This window comes from Pseudoalteromonas sp. ABE4_541 (assembly GCF_056312285.1).
In genome coordinates this window covers 108795-127643 of sequence record NZ_JBSVEM010000010.1, presented here as the reverse complement: position 1 = coordinate 127643, position 18849 = coordinate 108795, and the positions used below count along the sequence as shown (strand labels likewise).

Below are 18849 nucleotides of genomic sequence, written 5' to 3'. Positions count from 1 at the left end.
GCAGGAGGCGCAGCGGTGAGGTACCGCTGCGAAATCGGTTATTCTTTTTCGAAGCTTGCAACTAGGTCATCAAGTGATTTTGCAGATGCTGCGAGTGCTTGAATGGCTTGTTCAGTATTAAGCTGTGCATTCATCACATCATCACTGATTGAGCTGATATGCTCGATACTACGACCAACATCGGCAACAACATTACTTTGCTGTTCAGTTGCTGCGGCAATGAGCGTTGTCATGTCATTAATCTGGTTCGCAGTTTCTGTGACGTCTGCCATCAATTCTACGGATGTTTGCATACTATCTACGCAATGCTCAGCTTGCTGCTTAGATTGATTTATTTGTGCCACTATCGCATCGGACGATTGCGTTAACTCAGTAATCGTTGACTGGATCTCATCTGTTGACTTAGACGTGCGGCTCGCAAGTGCTCTCACTTCGTCTGCAACCACAGCAAAACCACGACCATGCTCACCAGCCCTTGCAGATTCAATCGCTGCATTGAGTGCAAGCAGGTTTGTTTGCTCGGAGATGCCACGAATAACGTCAACGATGTTAGCAATCGATTGTGTTTTACTTGCCAAGGTTTCGACTTCTGTCGCCATGGCATCAATGTCAGAAGCCAACGACTGTAGCGTTTCTTGGCTTTTTTGCACAGTGTGGTGGCTTTGTTCAGAAGACGCCTTACTCTGTTCCGTCAGCTTGGCAGAGTTGTTGGCGCTGCCAGCGATCTCTTGCACTGTGGCACCCATTTCATTGATGGCAGCGGCAACCGTCAGAGTTTGCGATTTTTGATCGTCTAACGCTTGCGAGTTGTTATGACTTTGTTCAAAAACTTGCTCACTGGCTTGTCGAATATCGCTGCTTTCACTCGCAACCATTTTAATTGCCGACTCAATTTTAGAAATAAACTGATTGAACCCATCAGCCAGAGCCTGTAACTCAGGTTGGTTTGAATTTGGTACGCGATAGTTCAGGCGAGCATCTCCGCTACCCAAACTTGCAAATAATTGGGCCATATTAGAAAGCGGGGCGCTAAGGTTCTTAGCCATTAGAAGGCTGACAAAACTTGCAACTAATGCCGTGAACAACGCGAATAAAACGATTTTCCATTGCAGTGCATTGATCTCATCATACACTTCACTAGCTGGCACTTGTGCAATGACAAAAAGGTCAGTTTCAGGGATCGGGCTAGACGCCACAATCGTATCTTTGCCTTTTAGTTTTACTGTATCGACTGTAAAGGCACGACCATTGAGTAAATTTCCTGCATCGCTTCCATAGAAGTCACTTAAGCTGCTTTTGGCAACTTTGCTCGCATCTGGGTGCAATTGTACTTTGCCCTGACTATTAACAACGTAGACAAAGCCCGTTTGCTCTATCTTCATGTCACTGAGCATTTGCTGCATATCATCGATACTTTTGGCAAGCCCGGCAAGGCCTGTGCCAGTTGTTTGTTGATGATTTACAAACATTTTCACATCACCAGGCGCTTCTTGAAAAATGCTGATTGAAAAAGAGTTTCCGCTTTGAGTAAAACCAAAAAACCAGCCATCTTGCTGCTTATTGAGTACTCTTAAGAAGCCATTTTGGTTCCAATATTGTGCGGTGTCTCGGTTAGCCCAAGATGCGGTGACTAAATCATATTGCTGTGCAATGCGCTTTAATTCGTTGATCAGCAGTTGCTCATTCATATCACCTTGCTTAGCCATATCGATAATGAGTAAATTGCTTGAAAGTTGTTGTGCCGCACTTTTTAATTGCAAAATTTGCTGGGTTATAGATTTATTAATACTTTCTACCTTTGCGGGTAGTTCTGACTCTAACATCCTTTTTTCAGTCATGGTTTTAGCACTATAAACCGCTGTTGCGCCAATGAAACAGGCTACAACAATCGCGATTAAGCTACCAAGTAGCGTGATCCTTTGAGTGATAGTTAGATTGTACATCTGCATTTAATGATCTTTTTACCAAACTGAATTATTTATCTTAGCATACACAATAATAGGGGTATATTATTTCTATGCTATATGGAAATAACAAAATAATGTTAATTGAATATATATTATACAACTTTTTTAAATAGATATAATACTCTAAGCAGTATAGGGGCAAGCAGACTTTTTAGGGAAGTATTGAGGTAATGAAAAAGCCCATTGCAGGTGCAGATGGGCTTGGTTTCTAACAAGCGAACTGTTAAAAACAGGGCAAGACAATGCAATAACTTGCCCTTGATGGCTTATACAATTTTCTTCATTGCAGACATGTACCCGCGAAGTGTTTCCCCAATCTTTTCAACTGGGTGATTACGGATAGCTTGATTAACTTGGATCAGCTGTTGGTTATCTACATAGTTACTTTGTAAATCAAGGCCTTTACCAATTACATCAGTGTTGATGTCGCGCATAAACGGCTGTAATAGAGGTAAACATGCGTGGTTATACAGATAACAACCGTATTCAGCCGTATCTGAAATGGTTCTATTCATTTCAAATAGCTTCTTACGCGCTATGGTATTAGCAATAAGTGGTGTTTCGTGCAGTGATTCATAATAAGCAGACTCATCAATAATGCCGGCAGCAGTCATGGTTTCGAAAGCAAGCTCAACACCCGCTTTAACCATAGCAACCATTAAAATACCGTTGTCGAAGAATTCTTGTTCAGAGATTTCAGCTTCGCTATTTTGCTGCTTTTCAAATGCTGTGTTAGCGGTGTCTGCGCGCCATGAAAGAAGTTTGGCGTCGTCTTCTGCCCAATCGGCCATCATCCCTTTTGAGAATTCGCCGCTGATGATGTCGTCCATATGCTTGTTGTAAAGTGGTCGCATTGTCGTCTTTAGTGATTCACTTAACTCAAAGGCTTTTACTTTTGCTGGGTTTGATAGGCGGTCCATCATGTTGGTAATACCACCGTGTTTTAATGCCTCGGTGATCACCTCCCAACCATATTGAATTAATTTTGATGCATAGCCAGCATCGACACCTTGCTCCACCATTTTGTCAAAACACAATAGTGAGCCTGTCTGTAACATACCGCACAAAATAGTTTGCTCGCCCATTAGGTCAGACTTTACTTCCGCAATGAAAGACGAGTGCAATACGCCTGCTTTGTGTCCGCCAGTGCCAGCAGCATAGGCTTTAGCTTGTGCAAGACCTTTACCTTCGGGGTCATTTTCTGGGTGAACCGCGATAAGCGTTGGTACACCAAAACCGCGCTTATATTCTTCACGAACTTCAGTGCCAGGGCATTTTGGCGCGACCATAATAACCGTAATGTCTTCACGTACCTGCATACCTTCTTCAACAATATTAAAGCCGTGCGAGTAGGCAAGTGTTGCGCCTTGTTTCATCAGCGGCATAACGGCATTAACAACCGAAGTATGTTGTTTGTCAGGTGTTAAATTTAAAACAAGATCAGCACTTGGGATCAGTTCTTCATAGGTACCAACTGTAAAGCCATTTTCGGATGCGTTTAAAAATGATTGACGTTTTTCAGAGATTGCAGACTCGCGTAGCGCATAGCTGACATCAAGACCTGAGTCACGCAAGTTGAGACCTTGGTTTAAACCTTGTGCACCACACCCCACAATAACTAATTTTTTACCTTCTAAAACTTTTACACCGTCATCAAATTCGCGCGGGTCCATAAATTCGCACTGTGCCAATTGAGCCAGCTGTTCTCTAAGCGGTAAAGTATTGAAGTAGTTCGCCATGTTAGTACCTTTAATAGTTCTATTGTCGTTAGAAGATGATTTGAATTGAGCATACGGGCTGTTGTTAATTACGTAAAATGATATATTTGAATTACTGTATTTCATTTTTTGAAAGGTGATTTGTGGATCACAGGCAACTTAATTACTTCCTGACATTGGCAGAAACATTGCACTTTGCAAGAGCCAGTGAGCTATGTCACGTGAGTGCACCGACGTTAAGCCGGCAGATCAAACAACTGGAGGACGAGCTAGGTACAACTTTGTTTTTACGTGATAATCGAACGGTTACACTCACGGCTCACGGCAAAGCTTTTATTGAGTATGCACAAGTAACATTGGCGAAATGGCGACAGTTTAAAAGCCGCTGTCAGAACAATGACGAGCCCTTGAGTGGCGAACTCAGTATGTATTGCTCTGTCACTGCAACTTATAGCTTCACTTACGACCTGTTCGCACTATTTAGAAAACGTTTTCCTGCGGTGGAGCTTAACCTCAATACCGGAGATCCTGCTTTTTCTATAAATCACGTGCAGGCGGGTAAGGAAGATGTAGCGGTGGCAGTTAAACCGCAGAACTTGCCACAAGGCATTGAATATCTGCCATTAGGTCAAACTGAACTTGTCTTAATTGGACCTGTGATGGATTGCCCACTAGCGGAACTTATTAACGACTATACTGGAGAAGCTGAGTTATGGTCGAAGTTACCGTTTATTATGCCGGAACATGGTGTTTTAAAAGATAGGGTCGACACATTTTGCGTATCACAAAATTTAACGCCTAGAGTCTATGCACATGTGTCGGGGCATGAGGCTATGGTGGCTTTAGCCAGCCTTGGTTTTGGCGTCGCTTGCGTGCCCAAAATTGTTTTAGAGCAAAGCCCATTTAATAAGCAAGTGCAGCACTTAAAAACACGACAACAACTGGAAGGCATTGAAATCGGTTTGATAACAAAAAGTAAACGTTTGCAAGATCCAGTCGTTAAGGCTTTGTGGCAAACAGCACAGGAAATATTTTGTGAGTAACACGGTGTTTGTTTAGGTTTGCGCAACTGTTCTGTTGCTAAGTTGTATTAGTTAACTTTGCTTGCTTTATTTCAAAAATCAGCGATATGGGCCTAGAAACCTTTAGCCTAGGCATTTGGCGCTTGTTTGTTTTAAGTCAAAGGAAGTGATAATAATTCTCAACTTTATGCAGTCAACGCAAATAATATTGATTGTCATTTAGATATGTGTATACTTTGGAGCCAGATAAAAGAAATACAATTTTAACAATTTCAAAGGAACTCGTTCATGGTTTTACGAAAGTCTCTGCTCGCTACTTCAATTTTAGTTGCAACACTGGGTTTAACCGCTTGTGGTGGTTCTAGCTCAAATGATGCATCTAAAACACCAGATACCGATAATGGGGGTACAACTAATAGCAAACCTACAGCGATTGCATTAGCGGTTGAAGCGCAAATTCATGAAAATGTGGCAGGCCAAGTGATTGGTACTTTGAGTGCGTCTGACTCAGATGCAGGTGAAACATTTACATTCTCGGTTGATAGTGAACTTTTTGAAATTGACGCAACGACACTAAAACTGAAAGACTCAGCTACCTTCGATTATGAAACGCAATCAGAAGTGTCATTAGATGTGACTGTTACAGACAGTGCAAGTAACACTTTCACTCAATCAGTGACGTTTAACGTAGCGGACTCAAAAGACTATGACTTTAGAAATGCACAAGGCGAGTCAAGCGTATCTTACTCTGGTCAAATTGCCCGTCACGTATTAATCAAGGAATTGTACAACTATATTGGTGATAATTTTGCGACTGATGCGCAAAGCATGACTGCGGATCTGCTACTTGCTAAATTAATGCAGTATTACAAAATTTCAGATACTGATTATGAAGTGATTGCAGGAAATATGAATTTAACGTTTGTTGAAAATGCGCAACAAGCGACTCTAGCGGCTATTTCGGGTAGCCACAAAGACTTAAGCGGTAAGATTGCGGGCAATGACGCAACAGGCCAACATAAAGATTGGAATGATGCGACTAGCTTTGAAGGCTGGGCTGGTCTTGAAACCAACACGCCTGAAGGTTTAATGAATGCACTATTTGCACAATTGGTAGAACGTGTGCAGCAGCCGTCAGTGCTAGCACCAAATGGTAAAGAAATTGAAACGCATTATGTCACGGCTGATGGCGTCGACCTTAAGCAACTTACACAAAAGTTCTTATACGGTGCGGTTGCATTTTCTCAAGGTGCAGATGACTACTTAGATGACGCAACGGAAGGTAAAGGCCTTCAAACAAGCAATATTCCGGGTGACAAGTCATATACAAACCTTGAGCATCAATGGGATGAAGGCTTTGGTTATTTCGGTGCGGCACGTAACTACCTGGCTTATTCTGACGAAGAAGTAGCAGGTAAAGGCGGCCGTGAAAACTGGCAAGGTAAAAACGACTATAATGCCGATGGCAAAATCGACGTAAATGCTGAGTATAACTTTGGTAACTCAACCAACGCAGCTAAGCGTGATTTAGGCTCAGATGGTGCTACTGATTACAGTAAAGAAGCATTTGATGCATTTTTCGCGGGTCGTAAATTAATTGCTGATAACGTAGGCACTGAACTAACTGCTGAGCAGTTAACGCAATTGAAAGCTTATGCTGTCGCGGCAACGGCTGCTTGGGAAAAATCAATTTCAGCAACGGTTGTTCACTACATCAACGACAGTGTTGCTGATTTAGAAGAAATGAAAGCGGGTGAGTATGATGCTGCGAAGTTTGCAACACTTGCCAAGCATTGGTCTGAAATGAAAGGTTTTGCATTAAACCTTCAATTTAACCCAGAATCACCATTTAAGAGTGAAGCAAACGCTGGTAAATTTGCGCAAATGCACACTCTAATGGGCAATAAGCCAGTGTTAGGTGCACAAGTTGACGTTGAAGCTTACATCGCTGACTTAAAAGCGGCACGTGATATTTTGCAACAAGTATATGGTTTCGATGCGGCGGTTGTAGCTGCTTGGTAATCGTATAAATTTAACTTTGTTGAAAAAGGTTAGCTTTTCGAAGCTAGCCTTTTGTCGTATATAAAATCGAATAAAAAGAGGTGATTGATGGCACCAGCATTAAAACCTTTGGCATTGGCAGGTCTTATCGCTGCACTGCTCAGTGGATGTGGCGAAAGTACATCGAGTTCTGCAGGGCCAAATGCGGATAAAGGCACAGATAGTGATTCTGGCACTGTTACAGATCCAGGCAATAGTACGTTTGAAAAGAAACAGCTAATTGCTAATCTAACCGATAATGTAATAACGCCTACCTTTGACGCATTTGCAAGTCAGGCTCAGTCACTACCGAGTGCAGTTAAAGGCTATTGTGATTTGGAAACGAGTTTTGACCCTTCGATGCAAGACAGTGCTGCGAAAGTAGCTCGTGATGAAGCCTTGCAAGTGGCGCAAAATGCTTGGCGTAACACGATGGTGAGCTGGCAACATGCGGAGTTGATGATAGTCGGGCCTTTGCTAGAAAACGACAAGCATTTAAGAAATGATATTTACTCTTGGCCAAAAGCGAACACTTGTAGCGTTGACCAAGACGTCGTGTATTTTGAGCAAGGTAATGTTAATGGTACCCCTTATAAAATCAGTGATCGCTCAGATAAACGCCGAGGCTTAGACGCGCTAGAGTATCTATTGTTCAATGATCAATTGGCGTATAGCTGCGGTAGTCTTACAGCGGGTGATATTCTGGCTGATTGGAATACCCGCGATGAGCAGCCAAGAAAGGTTGCGCGTTGTAAATTTGCGGTTGAAGTGGCGCATGATTTGAATCTATCGGCACAGACTTTACTGACGCAATGGAAGGGTGACCAAGGTTACGCACAAGTGCTAAAAAATGCAGGCCAACCGGGTAATAAATTTGCAACTGAAACTAAAGCCGTTAACGAGATCTCTGATGCGCTTTTTTATATGACCGAAGAGCTCAAAGATTACAAACTGGCGACGCCACTGGGCTTATTCGACAATCAATGTGGTTTAGAAGTTTGTCCTGAAGCGGTAGAGTCTGTTTACGCCAAACACTCCATCGAGAATATCAAAGCAAATATTGATGCGTTTGAGAAGGTTTTCCTTGGTGGTAATAGTGATGCAGATAACGTTGGTTTTGATGATTTTCTAGATGAGCAACAAGCGAGTGATACCAAAGAGAAAATGCTAGCTGGCATAGCGCAAGCTAAGGCAGCAGCTAATGCCCTTGAAGGCAGCTTACAAACGGCACTGACTGCTGACAAAGCTGGCGTAGAGAAAACGCACGGTGATGTTAAAGCTGTGACCGATCAGCTAAAAAATGACTTTATCAATAAACTAGCTTTAGAGCTGCCAAAAACTTCGGCAGGTGACAATGACTAAAGGACCATTTATGCAAAAATCTTTGTTAGCTTTGGCTGTTGCAATTGCGATGCCCACGGCCATGGCCGCTGATAATGACAATGAGCTAGAGCACATTCAAATCCTGAGCCATTACGACAAACTCCGTACTGAGGCTGGATCGGCTACTTTGTTAACTGAAGAGCAGCTTGCAAAGTACGAGTACGACGATATTCATCGTATTTTGGCATCCGTGCCGGGTGTTAATATTCGCGAGGAAGATGGCTATGGCTTGCGCCCAAATATAGGTTTTCGTGGTGTCACACCAGAGCGTAGTAAAAAAATCACTATCTTAGAAGATGGTGTTTTAATTGGTCCATCGCCATATTCAGCGCCTGCGGCTTACTATTTCCCTGTAACCACGCGAATGACCGCTGTTGAAGTATTTAAGGGTCCTGCGGCCATTAAATATGGCCCACAGACTGTCGCTGGAACGATTAACCTAGTTACGCGTCCTGTACCAGAGTTTACAGAAGGCGGCATTGATATTGCCGCTGGCAGCGATGGTTATCAAAAAGTGCACGGTCATTTTGGCTCAGTTGTTAACAATGTGGGCTTTTTGCTTGAAGGTGTCAATCTTAAAGCAGACGGTTTTAAAGACTTAGATGGTGGCGGAGATACGGGTTTCAATAAAAATGATTTGTTGGCCAAATTTAATTACAAAATGCGCACCAGCGCGTTTGATCATACCTTTGGTCTGAAGTTGTCGTATGCGGATGAAGAGTCGGATGAAACATATCTTGGCTTAACAGACGAAGACTTTGCTAAAACGCCGTATCGTCGTTACGCCGCTTCCCAAGACGCGTTAATGGATACTCAACATCAGCAAGTTATGTTTTCACACTACCTAGATGGTGATGACATAAAAGTAACAACACGCGTATATCGAAATGACTATGAACGCGCATGGCGCAAACTCAATAGTGTAACAAATGCGAAGAATTCAGCATCATTATCAGCTATTTTAGCTGACCCGATTGAATATGCAGACGAGTATGCTGTCATTTCAGGGCAAATGGATTCGCGTATCGAAGGGCGAAACTACGCTCACAATTTGGTCATGGGTACCAATGACCGTGAGTATTTTTCTCAAGGTGTGCAAGTTGATGCCACGATGAAGTTCAATTGGTTTGACCTGCAGCATAAGATATCTGCAGGTGTTCGTTATCACGAAGATGAAATTGAACGTAAGCACTTTGAGCAAGTTTATGCGATGACCAATGGCTTTGTTGCAAATACCGGGCAAGAAAAAGCGTTTACCACGCTAGACACAGAAGCGACCGATGCTTGGTCTGTGTATTTGGAAGATCAAGTGACCATAGATGCGCTGACGCTTGGCCTTGGTGTACGTGGTGAGTTGATGGACATGCGTTATCAAAATAACAAAGATGCGCTTGATTGGAGAGAAAAGACGACTCGTATTTGGCTGCCAGGTGTGAGCGGCTTTTACAAACTCTCTGAAGAGTCTGGGTTATTATTTGGTGTGCACCAAGGTTTTGTGCCTTTCTCTCCCGCTCAAAAAAATGATGTTAAGCTAGAAAAAAGTGTTAACTATGAGTTTGGTGGGCGATTTAATGATGGTGTAACTCAGCTTGAATTAGTGAGCTTTTTTAGCGATTACAGCAATTTAAAAGAGAGTTGTAGCCAATCAAACTGTGGTATTGGAAATCAGATAGACCAAGAGTTCAACGGTGGTGAAGTGGATGTGTATGGTATTGAAGCACAATTTGCACAAAGCTATCCATTAAGTATGCACTTAGAAATGCCTTATAGCCTAGTTTATACTTACACCAAGAGTGAATTTTTGCATAGCTTCGACTCTGACTTTGCGCAATGGGGTAAGGTAGAAAAAGGGGATGAGTTACCTTATTTGCCTAACCATCAGGCTACCTTTAACATCGGTTTAGCCACGTCTGATTGGAAGCTATCATTCGCGTTTAAATACGTGGGCTCAATGTCAGAAGCCGCAGGTCAAGGTGTGTCACTTTCAGGTAAAAAGGTGCCATCTAACTTAGTTGTAGATGCGTCAGCAAGCTATGAATTGGGCGAATATGGCCGTATTTACGCTAAAGTTGACAACTTGTTTGATGAAACCGAAATCGTTAGCCGTCGTCCATATGGTGCGCGTCCAGGTAAACCACGACAGGTTACGCTAGGTTATAAATATCAGTTCTAAGGCCATGCGCGAATAGACAAAACGACAGGGCCATTTTATGGCCCTTTTTTTGAGGTAATCATGCTAGAAAATATGTGGCAAAGCTTTATTTCCTTACCGAGCTATCTGTTGGATGCGAACAAGCGTATCTATATTCCGTATTTGCTCAGTGCTGTTTTGATGGCTATTCCCGTGTATTTTGCTGCACAGCATCAGCGTTCATTGATGGGCTTTTTGCGTTTTTTGTTCCCCAAAGATGTGTGGTTATGCCAGAGCGCACGTATAGATTACTGCCTGTTAGTAAGTAATGTATTACTTAAGGCCGCGTTGTTTGCACCAATTGTATTGACTATGGTACCTGTCGCAATGGCCACGACTGAGTTATTGGAGTGGTGTTTTGGCCAGCCTTTACATTTGCCTTGGTCGGCGCTTTCAGTGATTGCTATCTTTACTTTCTTACTGTTTTTGGTCGATGACTTAACTCGTTTCGTTTTACACCTGTTGCTCCATAAAGTCGGTTTTTTGTGGGAGTTTCATAAGGTTCATCATTCGGCGAAGGTATTAACGCCATTTACTATTTATCGTTCTCATCCAGTAGAAAGCTATTTATATGCGTGTCGCATGGCTCTTACACAGGGGGTTGTGGTGGGCCTAGGTTATCATTTGTTTGGAACAGGCTTAAGCATGTACGATATTCTAGGTGCTAACGCTTTTGTATTTGTGTTTAATATTAGTGGTGCAAATTTACGGCATTCGCATATTCGCTTTAGTTGGGGAGATCGTTTGGAAGGTTGGTTTATCAGTCCTGCACAGCATCAAATTCATCACAGCGATAATCCAGCACATTTTGATACCAACCTAGGCTCAGCATTGGCGGTTTGGGACCGAATGTATGGCTCACTTATCAAAGCATCTGAAGCTAAAGATATTAACATTGGGGTGGGTCAGTACGATGCGGGCCATGATTCATTAACGGCCATTTACCTAAAACCTTTTAAACAGGCGGCGCTGCCTTTATTGGCAAAAGCAGGAACAATAAAGCGGACTCATAAAGATAAGGTGGAACCTTAATCTATTGCGAGCGCAGCAATGGCATGAGCATTTGCTCAAGGCCATTTAATTTTACTTCGTAGATCATGGCAAGTTGCTCACCGAGCTTTCCACTTGGAAAGCCTTTTTGCTTAAACCAAACAATGTACGGCTCTGGGAGCAAAAGTAGGGGAGTACCAGCGTATTTACCAAATGGCATTTTGGTGTTGATGGCGTCCATCAAAGCTTGTTGGTCTTGCATGTCGTTTCTATCAATCTCAATAATGCGCCGATTGTAGCAAGCAAAACGCGAGACCTAAACTCGTAAATATGAATTTAGGTCTTCAAAGTGCTCGGTTAAAAGCGCCAGTTCAGGTTTGCCCAAAGCGTCATACCGACCTCATTCACTTTAGCTACTTGCTCGTAGCCATTAACCATGGAACCTGAGCGGCTTAAATGCTCAGCATAGGTTTTGTTGAGTAGGTTATCAATACCCACACTCCATTCTAAATCATCGGATTGACTGTATGATGCGTTAACAGACAACACGCCAAAGCCTGTTGATGTGTCGACATCTTGCCCTGCAATGTTACCCTGATCAACGGCTATGCGGTCTTGCTTTGCAACCAGTCGCCATAGTAAACCTGTTCGCCAACTTTTTGCTTGATAGTCCAGTGTAAAGCGTCCTTGTAACGGTGGTTGTTGCGCAAGCGGTGTATCATCCGATAAGTTACGACCCCGAACATAGTTGATGCTAGCGCCTGCAATCCAGTTTTTGCTTAGGTTTACCTTGTTGTCCATTTCGAAGCCATAGGTTTGTGCGTCAATATTGCGTACAACCCGTTTTGGCATGTCAACAACCCCATATGCGTTATCGATGAGGATATAGTCATCAATTCGATTGAAAAATAGTGAGATTGAACTTGTCCATTGCTTGGTTTGGTGAGTAAGCCCTAAGTCTAGCTGCTGGGTTTGCTCAGCTTGAATATTGAAGGCACTGAGACTGTCGATTGCTTGCCGATTGCCGCCTATTAGTTCCCAATAATCTGGGAAACGCTCTGTTAAACCAAAGCCAGCAAAATAACTGGTGTTGGAATCTTGTAGCTGATAACGAGAGAAACCACTCCATAATGTTTCTTTGCGAGTGAGGTTTGCAGTCGGGTTGAGTATGGTGTTTTTCATCATCGAGAGACGACTTCGATAGTCGGTTGCTTGCCATCTATCAATACGCAGACCACTTACAATTTGTTGGTCGCGGGCGAGTCGGTATTCGTATTCAGCGAAAATACCTGTTTTCTCGAACTCTCCATCTTTAATGCGGGCTTTGTTTTCAACTGGGGAAATAAGCGCAGAGCGGCTCATTCTATTTCTATGGCGATCTTGGTGATGATCCACACCCATTATGATGTGATGTTGTGTACCTAAATCAACATTTACAACCAGTTTGCCGCCTTGAGAGCGCCTATCTGGGTTTGATGCCATCGGGTTTGCCATCATCATGGTAGGCGTAAATGTTCTAAGGCTGTAATTATCCATGATGTGATCAACATAATTGTAGTAGATTTGGCTTTCTATACTTTTGACAACAGCACTTGCAATGGTCCAATCTATTTTTATGTTTGCATGTGTTCTGTCAAATAAACTGCCATCCATCATGCGGTCTGCATAGGCTACTTCACCATCACTGCGGCCATATGTGATGCTGATTGTTTTGTCGTCTTCGGGGGTGTAAGCAAGCTCTATATCGCCGTTCCAGCGTTTGTAATTGGAATGAATCACGGTGTTGCTGCCATCTTCGTAATCATCTGCCTTGGCAATATTGCCCGTTGCTCGAACATAATAGTCACGATTGCCAGCTTTTATATCTGTATTCAAGCCTTGTCTTTGTGCACTACCTAAAACAACATTAACAAATCCTTCAATTCGCTGTTTTTCCATACGAGTTTGGTCGCGCTCGAATACAACGGTCGCTGCACTGTTTCCTGAACCATATAAAACTGTTTGTGGGCCTTTAATGACTTTTAACGAGTCATAAGACTGAGGTGTGATATACGCCGTTGGCGGGTCCATTCGACCGCCGCAGCCTCCCAAAGTCGGACCACCGTTTGCAATAATGTTCAATCTCGACCCGGCCATACCTCTAAACGTTGGGTCGGCGCTAGCACCTCCTTTTTTAATGAGAGAGAACCCAGAAATGCTAGACAGCAAGTCTGCGCCATCTTGTGCTGGCAGTGGTTGTCTTGGCAGCTTCGGATCAGTGTGCACATGAATGGGTGATTGCATGGGGGCGAGTACAACAATGTGTTCTAAGTTGTTGTCATGTGCTAAAGCACTACCCGCGCAAAATAGTGCTGTGTAAAGTAAAGACTTTTTCATGTATTACCCCAAAAATTAGTGTGGGGATAATTTTATATAGATGCGAATCAGTTGGGATGTGACAGATTGTCGCACCTAGTGATTTATGTGGTGTGCCTGATATGTTCTAATGCGCACTTTATATCATGGAGACAACTTGCATTTGATGGTGACTCCAGCTCACTGCATCGTTGTAAAATGCGCCAAGTTGTTCATGGTCAATGCCGAGTGTCTGGCAAATTAGTTGTGCCTCGTACCAATTTGCTTGCTCATAACATTTTGCGATAGCCAGCAGTTGCGCCAAGTCACCACTACCATTCACTAAGGCTTGTTTAATCTCATCAACCAGCGGTAATTTATCCATTACGGAGGTCATATCCTCATCCCTAATGGCATCAATCAAAGACATCATGCCAGTGAAAAAAGCCATGCCTTCAAGGCGCTTATTATTACTCACTTGCGCTAATAACTTGAGGAAGCGTGCCCGTAATAGTGATAGTTTTACGAGTTCAGCGGGCTTTTCGGGAGAAATTTGTGCTGCGAATATCAACGACAAAAACTTTTTTAGTTCTTTATTACCAAGCGTGATAAGTGCTTGCTTTATTGTGCTGATTTTAGCTCTGCGTTTAAAAATGGCAGAGTTAGTATAGCGAAGCAGTTTGTATGAGAGGTTAACATCACGTTCAAAGATTGGCGTTAACTTTTTGATATCAACATACTCATTGGTGGTTTCACTGAGCAGCTGAGTGATTGAGATTTCACTGGCGCTCAGTAACTTACTAGAGAGCATTTCTGGTTTAGCAAAGTAGAAGCCCTGAAAATATTCAAAGCCATGTTTTTTAGCAAGCTCTAGTTGCGCATGGGTTTCGACTTTTTCGGCGATCAGCTTAATATGTGGGTAATCTTCTATCTCTTTTTTTATCAAGCTGATTTGTGGCCAAGGTGTGGTGTTTAAATCGATTTTTAAGTATTTCACATAGGGATAAAAGTGCCGCCAAGACGCCTGATGTTGGTAGTGATCTAGGGCAATACGATAGTGTTCAATATGCAGCGCTCTAACTACATTGAGCAGTTTTCTCGTGGGCTCAACAGTTTCGATGATTTCAATCACCATGTTTTCTGGTTTGAGCATAAATGGATAACCGAGTAACAGCGTATTCAAGGTAAAGTTTATAAATGCAGGCTTATTGTTACTTAATTCAGAAAGCTCAAAGTAAAACTGACTTCCCTCAAGCAGTTGTGAGGTCGCGGTGTCTGCGTTGATCCCTGGAAATACATTGCGAGGGCCATTGCGAAACAAAACCTCATAACCAAAAGGGTTATTGGCCTTATCAAAAATCGGCTGTCGCGCTGCGTAAAAGTTCATAAAAACCACAAGAATTGAACCTTGTTCATGTTAATATTAGGCCAAAATTAGTTCTAATTCATTAATTCAGCTTTGGGGTTCTGGTTCTTTTTTATGCTAGCTATGATGTACTTACACTGAACAAGCCTAAGTGTGATTATTACTAAGCTGGGGTGTGCTGGTGATTCATGGTATAGTTTTGGCAAACTAATAAGGTACTCTTTTTAATGATAATAAGAAAAGCGCAGTCTGGATAATTGTCATTGGGTAGAGTGTCAATAACGAAGGAGGTAACTTTGGAATTAGGCACGATTGTTTCGTTAGTCTTATACTTTTTGGTTATGTTAGGCATAGGTTTATATGCTTATCGCAAGTCTACCAGCGACGTATCGGGTTACATGTTAGGGGGACGTAGTTTACCACCGAGTGTTGCTGCACTGTCAGCAGGTGCGTCCGACATGAGTGGCTGGATTTTAATGGGCCTACCAGGTGCTATGTTTGTGAGTGGTTTTAGTAGTACATGGATAGCGATTGGTTTGGTCATTGGCGCTTGGTTGAACTACTTCTTAGTTGCACCAAGACTGCGTGTTTATACTGAACTTGCAAACGATTCAATTACTATCCCGGATTATTTTGCAAACCGCTTCGAAGATAAAGGTAACGCACTTCGTATCGTGTCGGCACTTGTTATTATTGTATTTTTCACTTTATACACGTCTTCGGGCGTCGTTGCGGGTGGTAAGCTGTTTGAAAGCTCGTTTGGAATGAGCTACGAATCTGGACTCTATATCACTACAGGTGTTGTCGTGTTATACACCTTGTTTGGTGGCTTTTTAGCGGTGAGTCTCACAGACTTTGTGCAAGGGTGTATCATGTTTGTTGCATTGATTTTAGTACCCATTGTTACGTACTCGCTTCTTGATGCGCCTTTATCTTCTACTTTGAATGCGGTTAACCCTGAGATGCTGACTTGGGTCGGTGCTGGTGGGGCGATTGGTATTGTCTCTGCAATGTCTTGGGGCTTAGGCTACTTTGGTCAGCCGCACATTATCGTCCGTTTTATGTCGGTACGCAGTGTTAAAGATATGCCTACGGCACGCCGCATAGGTATGAGCTGGATGATCATCGCAGCATTGGGTGCAGTAGGAACTGGGTTATTTGGTGCCGCGTATTCGCATGAAAAAGGTATTGTTGTTGACGATCCTGAAACCATTTTCTTGATTTTGTCAGAGCTGCTATTTCATCCATTGATAGCTGGATTTTTGCTTGCCGCAATTTTGGCTGCGATCATGAGTACCATTTCATCGCAGTTATTAGTGAGCTCAAGTTCTTTGACTGAAGACTTCTACAAAATTTTTGTACATAGAGAGGCGACAGACAGGGAGCTGGTACTTGTTGGTCGTATCAGCGTTGTAGCGGTTGCTTTATGTGCGATTTATTTGGCTTATGACCGTGATAGTTCAATTTTGAGTTTGGTCAGTAATGCATGGGCGGGCTTTGGTGCTGCGTTTGGTCCACTTGTTCTACTTAGCCTGTTTTGGCAACGTATGAACTTTGCGGGTGCCTTAGCGGGTATGGTGAGCGGTGCTGCGACGGTATTAATATGGATTTATGCACCAATTACCGTAAACGGTGAGGCTTTGAGTTCAATTATTTACGAGATTGTTCCTGGGTTTATTGTATCAACATTGGCAATCATCTCGGTTAGCTTGGTAACCTCTGAGCCAAAACAACCGATTGTTGATCTATTCAAGAAAGTACAGTCAGAACTATAAATTGACAGACACTAAAAAAGCGCCTTAATGGCGCTTTTTTAGTAGCATTCAGTATTGCCCATTTCGATGATTCTGTCTGTTTCACCACTATTGTTAAACTTATATAAGCTCTTATTAATGTCTTCGAGTACTTCACGCCAGTTTGTTTTTCTTTTACTCAACGCGAAATATAAGTGATTGTATTGTAGGTGCTGAGTTTCATTTTCAATGTTGCTTAATAGCGTAACTTTTTCCGGTTTTGACAAATCAGAATAGTTCACAGTAAAACGCAGTACTTTTGGGTCGCCAATGATTAAGTCTACGCGTTTTCCGACCAACAACTTAACCAGCTGCAGGTCATCCACAGCCTCAACAATAATAAACTCACCATTGTCCATCATAGCGTCAAACTCAGGGGTGTTTTGATAGCCTCTCACAACACCAACTTTGGCGCCTTTTAAAGAACGTAAATTGCCGTCGAAACGATCTTTTTCACCTTTTCTTTTCAAAAAGCCAATCTCTCCACCAGGAAAGGAGTTTGAAAGTGCCAGTACCTCTCTGCGTGTTTTGCCTTTGATGTAATCAGAAGGGGCTGAATCTTCAATATAATATTCGGGCATGAGAATATCGGCTTTGCCGGATTCAACATCTCTTACGGCACGGGCCCAAGGTAAAAACTCGACGTACACGGGGTAGCCTTGATCGGCAAGCAGCGATACGGCAAATTGAAAAACCCAGCCTTTGTTGCAAAGCGCTTGACCTATATAGGGTGGCCAGTCTAGCGTTACCAAATGTAATGTTTTTTTATCCCCTTGAGCATTATATAAATACCCATCCTCATAAGGCTTGCCCTGAACGAGGTGATAGCTTGAGCCTTTAAAATAGCCGACATTGACAACATCACTTGCATACGTTGGTATGATAAAAATACACAATAGAACAAGAATAAATCGCATAGTTTGAGTCACCACTTTTTTAACATGCATAATCGTAGTGTAGAGAATCACCATGAGTTTTCCACGAAAATACAGGTACAAAAAAGCCGGCTGTAATAGCCGGCTGTTCAAAACAGTGATAATTACTGTACTAACTCTTGCTCAGAAAATTCATCTGCAAACAGTGGGCTAGATAAGTAGCGTTCTGTTGCACTTGGCAAGATAACAACAATGTTCTTGTCTGCGTTTTCTGGCTTTTCTGCAATACGTTTAGCCGCGACAACTGCTGCACCAGATGAAATACCCACAAGAATACCTTCATCTTTCATGAGTTGATGCGCCATTGCGATAGCATCTTCGTTAGATACTAATTCTGTACCATCGATTAACTCAAGGTCTAGGTTACCAGGAATGAAGCCGGCACCAATACCTTGGATTTTGTGAGGACCCGGTTTGACTTCTTCACCAGCTAGCGTTTGCGTAATAACCGGAGAATCTACCGGTTCAACAGCAATTGCTTTAACATCTAAGCCTTTTTCTTGCTTGAGATAACGGGTTGTACCAGTAATTGTACCGCCAGTACCCACACCTGCCACGAAGTAGTCTACTTTGCCTTCCATTGTTTCGAAGATTTCAGGACCTGTCGTTTCGAAGTGGATCTTAGGGTTAGCTGGGTTTTCAAACTGCTGTAATAAGATATATTTTTCAGGGTTGCTCGCTTGGATCTCATTTGCTTTTTCAATTGCACCCTTCATACCTTTCGCTCCCTCGGTAAGTACCAAGTTTGCACCTAGCGCTTTTAAAAGCTTACGACGTTCAAGGCTCATCGTGTTTGGCATTGTTAGTGTGAGCTTGTAACCACGAGAAGCGGCAACAAATGCCAATGCAATACCAGTGTTACCTGAAGTTGGCTCAATCAGTTCTTTGCCTTCAGTTAATAGACCAGCTTTCTCTGCTTCCCAGATCATAGAAGCACCAATACGGCATTTAACGCTGAAGCTAGGGTTACGAGCTTCGATTTTTGCATAAACGTTACCACCAGTAACGCGGTTTAGTTTTACAATCGGAGTTTGGCCAATACTTAGGCTGTTATCTGCGAATACTTTTGACATTGTGTTCCCTTAGGTGCTCTAGGTTTTACTTAACATC

13 protein-coding genes are annotated in these 18849 nt (G+C 42.8%); 6 read left to right on the top strand and 7 right to left on the bottom strand.

Annotated elements, in window-relative coordinates; all coding sequences use genetic code 11:
* Nucleotides 1-38: 38 nt before the first annotated feature.
* Together ACW689_RS11745 and ilvC are read right to left on the bottom strand one after the other, a co-directional pair.
* On the bottom strand, nt 39-1949 hold the full coding sequence (locus ACW689_RS11745) for a methyl-accepting chemotaxis protein (RefSeq protein ID WP_476291529.1): 1911 nt from the start codon (nt 1947-1949) through the stop codon (nt 39-41).
* A gap of 284 nt (nt 1950-2233) precedes the next feature.
* Nucleotides 2234-3706 carry a ketol-acid reductoisomerase gene (gene ilvC, locus ACW689_RS11740; RefSeq protein WP_476291527.1) on the bottom strand — a complete coding sequence of 491 codons (1473 nt, stop codon included), beginning with the start codon at nt 3704-3706 and terminating at the stop codon, nt 2234-2236.
* Between the two features lie 122 nt (nt 3707-3828).
* Here ilvC and ilvY point away from each other — a divergent pair, with 122 nt between their 5' ends.
* The 5 genes from ilvY (at nt 3829) to ACW689_RS11715 (ending at nt 11353) form a co-directional block, all read left to right on the top strand.
* A complete protein-coding gene (gene ilvY, locus ACW689_RS11735) occupies nt 3829-4728 on the top strand; it encodes an HTH-type transcriptional activator IlvY (RefSeq protein WP_476291525.1) in 900 nt (299 codons plus the stop codon).
* A 267-nt stretch (nt 4729-4995) separates the two neighbouring features.
* Nucleotides 4996-6729, top strand: a complete 1734-nt coding sequence (locus tag ACW689_RS11730; protein WP_476291523.1) for a DUF4856 domain-containing protein — start codon at nt 4996-4998, stop codon at nt 6727-6729.
* Nucleotides 6730-6816: 87 nt separating this feature from the next.
* Nucleotides 6817-8109, top strand: a complete 1293-nt coding sequence (locus ACW689_RS11725; protein ID WP_476291521.1) for an imelysin family protein — start codon at nt 6817-6819, stop codon at nt 8107-8109.
* A 10-nt stretch (nt 8110-8119) separates the two neighbouring features.
* Nucleotides 8120-10303, top strand: coding sequence for a TonB-dependent receptor family protein (locus tag ACW689_RS11720; protein ID WP_476291519.1), 2184 nt, complete (start codon nt 8120-8122; stop codon nt 10301-10303).
* 60 nt (nt 10304-10363) lie between these two features.
* Complete coding sequence (locus tag ACW689_RS11715; protein WP_476291517.1) at nt 10364-11353, top strand: sterol desaturase family protein; 990 nt, start codon at nt 10364-10366, stop codon at nt 11351-11353.
* Between the two features lies 1 nt (nt 11354).
* Here ACW689_RS11715 and ACW689_RS11710 read toward each other — a convergent pair whose 3' ends face one another.
* The 3 genes from ACW689_RS11710 to ACW689_RS11700 all read right to left on the bottom strand — a co-directional run bounded on the left by ACW689_RS11710 (nt 11355) and on the right by ACW689_RS11700 (nt 15032).
* On the bottom strand, nt 11355-11573 hold the full coding sequence (locus ACW689_RS11710) for a DUF3820 family protein (protein WP_476291515.1): 219 nt from the start codon (nt 11571-11573) through the stop codon (nt 11355-11357).
* 95 nt (nt 11574-11668) lie between these two features.
* Nucleotides 11669-13687: a TonB-dependent copper receptor gene (locus tag ACW689_RS11705; RefSeq protein WP_476291513.1), complete on the bottom strand. Its 2019-nt coding sequence runs from the start codon at nt 13685-13687 to the stop codon at nt 11669-11671.
* A gap of 118 nt (nt 13688-13805) precedes the next feature.
* On the bottom strand, nt 13806-15032 hold the full coding sequence (locus ACW689_RS11700) for an EAL and HDOD domain-containing protein (protein WP_476291511.1): 1227 nt from the start codon (nt 15030-15032) through the stop codon (nt 13806-13808).
* A 275-nt stretch (nt 15033-15307) separates the two neighbouring features.
* On the opposite strand from ACW689_RS11700, the gene putP reads away from it, so the two are divergent.
* Nucleotides 15308-16786, top strand: coding sequence for a sodium/proline symporter PutP (gene putP, locus ACW689_RS11695; protein ID WP_476291509.1), 1479 nt, complete (start codon nt 15308-15310; stop codon nt 16784-16786).
* A gap of 38 nt (nt 16787-16824) precedes the next feature.
* Here the strand turns inward: putP and ACW689_RS11690 are convergent, their stop codons facing one another.
* Together ACW689_RS11690 and cysK are read right to left on the bottom strand one after the other, a co-directional pair.
* Complete coding sequence (locus ACW689_RS11690) at nt 16825-17721, bottom strand: substrate-binding periplasmic protein (RefSeq protein WP_476291615.1); 897 nt, start codon at nt 17719-17721, stop codon at nt 16825-16827.
* A gap of 122 nt (nt 17722-17843) precedes the next feature.
* Nucleotides 17844-18812, bottom strand: coding sequence for a cysteine synthase A (gene cysK / locus ACW689_RS11685; RefSeq protein WP_476291507.1), 969 nt, complete (start codon nt 18810-18812; stop codon nt 17844-17846).
* Nucleotides 18813-18849 lie beyond the last annotated feature (37 nt).

Excerpts from the sequence above, each read along its gene's own strand:
- ACW689_RS11710 (WP_476291515.1), bottom strand. The coding sequence starts at position 11,573 with ATGCAAGACCAACAAGCTTTGATGGACGCCATCAACACCAAAATGCCA.
- ilvC (WP_476291527.1), bottom strand. The coding sequence starts at position 3,706 with ATGGCGAACTACTTCAATACTTTACCGCTTAGAGAACAGCTGGCTCAA.
- ACW689_RS11725 (WP_476291521.1), top strand. The coding sequence starts at position 6,817 with ATGGCACCAGCATTAAAACCTTTGGCATTGGCAGGTCTTATCGCTGCA.
- cysK (WP_476291507.1), bottom strand. The coding sequence starts at position 18,812 with ATGTCAAAAGTATTCGCAGATAACAGCCTAAGTATTGGCCAAACTCCG.
- ACW689_RS11730 (WP_476291523.1), top strand. The coding sequence starts at position 4,996 with ATGGTTTTACGAAAGTCTCTGCTCGCTACTTCAATTTTAGTTGCAACA.
- ACW689_RS11690 (WP_476291615.1), bottom strand. The coding sequence starts at position 17,721 with ATGCGATTTATTCTTGTTCTATTGTGTATTTTTATCATACCAACGTAT.
- ACW689_RS11705 (WP_476291513.1), bottom strand. The coding sequence starts at position 13,687 with ATGAAAAAGTCTTTACTTTACACAGCACTATTTTGCGCGGGTAGTGCT.
- ACW689_RS11720 (WP_476291519.1), top strand. The coding sequence starts at position 8,120 with ATGCAAAAATCTTTGTTAGCTTTGGCTGTTGCAATTGCGATGCCCACG.
- ACW689_RS11745 (WP_476291529.1), bottom strand. The coding sequence starts at position 1,949 with ATGCAGATGTACAATCTAACTATCACTCAAAGGATCACGCTACTTGGT.
- ACW689_RS11715 (WP_476291517.1), top strand. The coding sequence starts at position 10,364 with ATGCTAGAAAATATGTGGCAAAGCTTTATTTCCTTACCGAGCTATCTG.
- ACW689_RS11700 (WP_476291511.1), bottom strand. The coding sequence starts at position 15,032 with ATGAACTTTTACGCAGCGCGACAGCCGATTTTTGATAAGGCCAATAAC.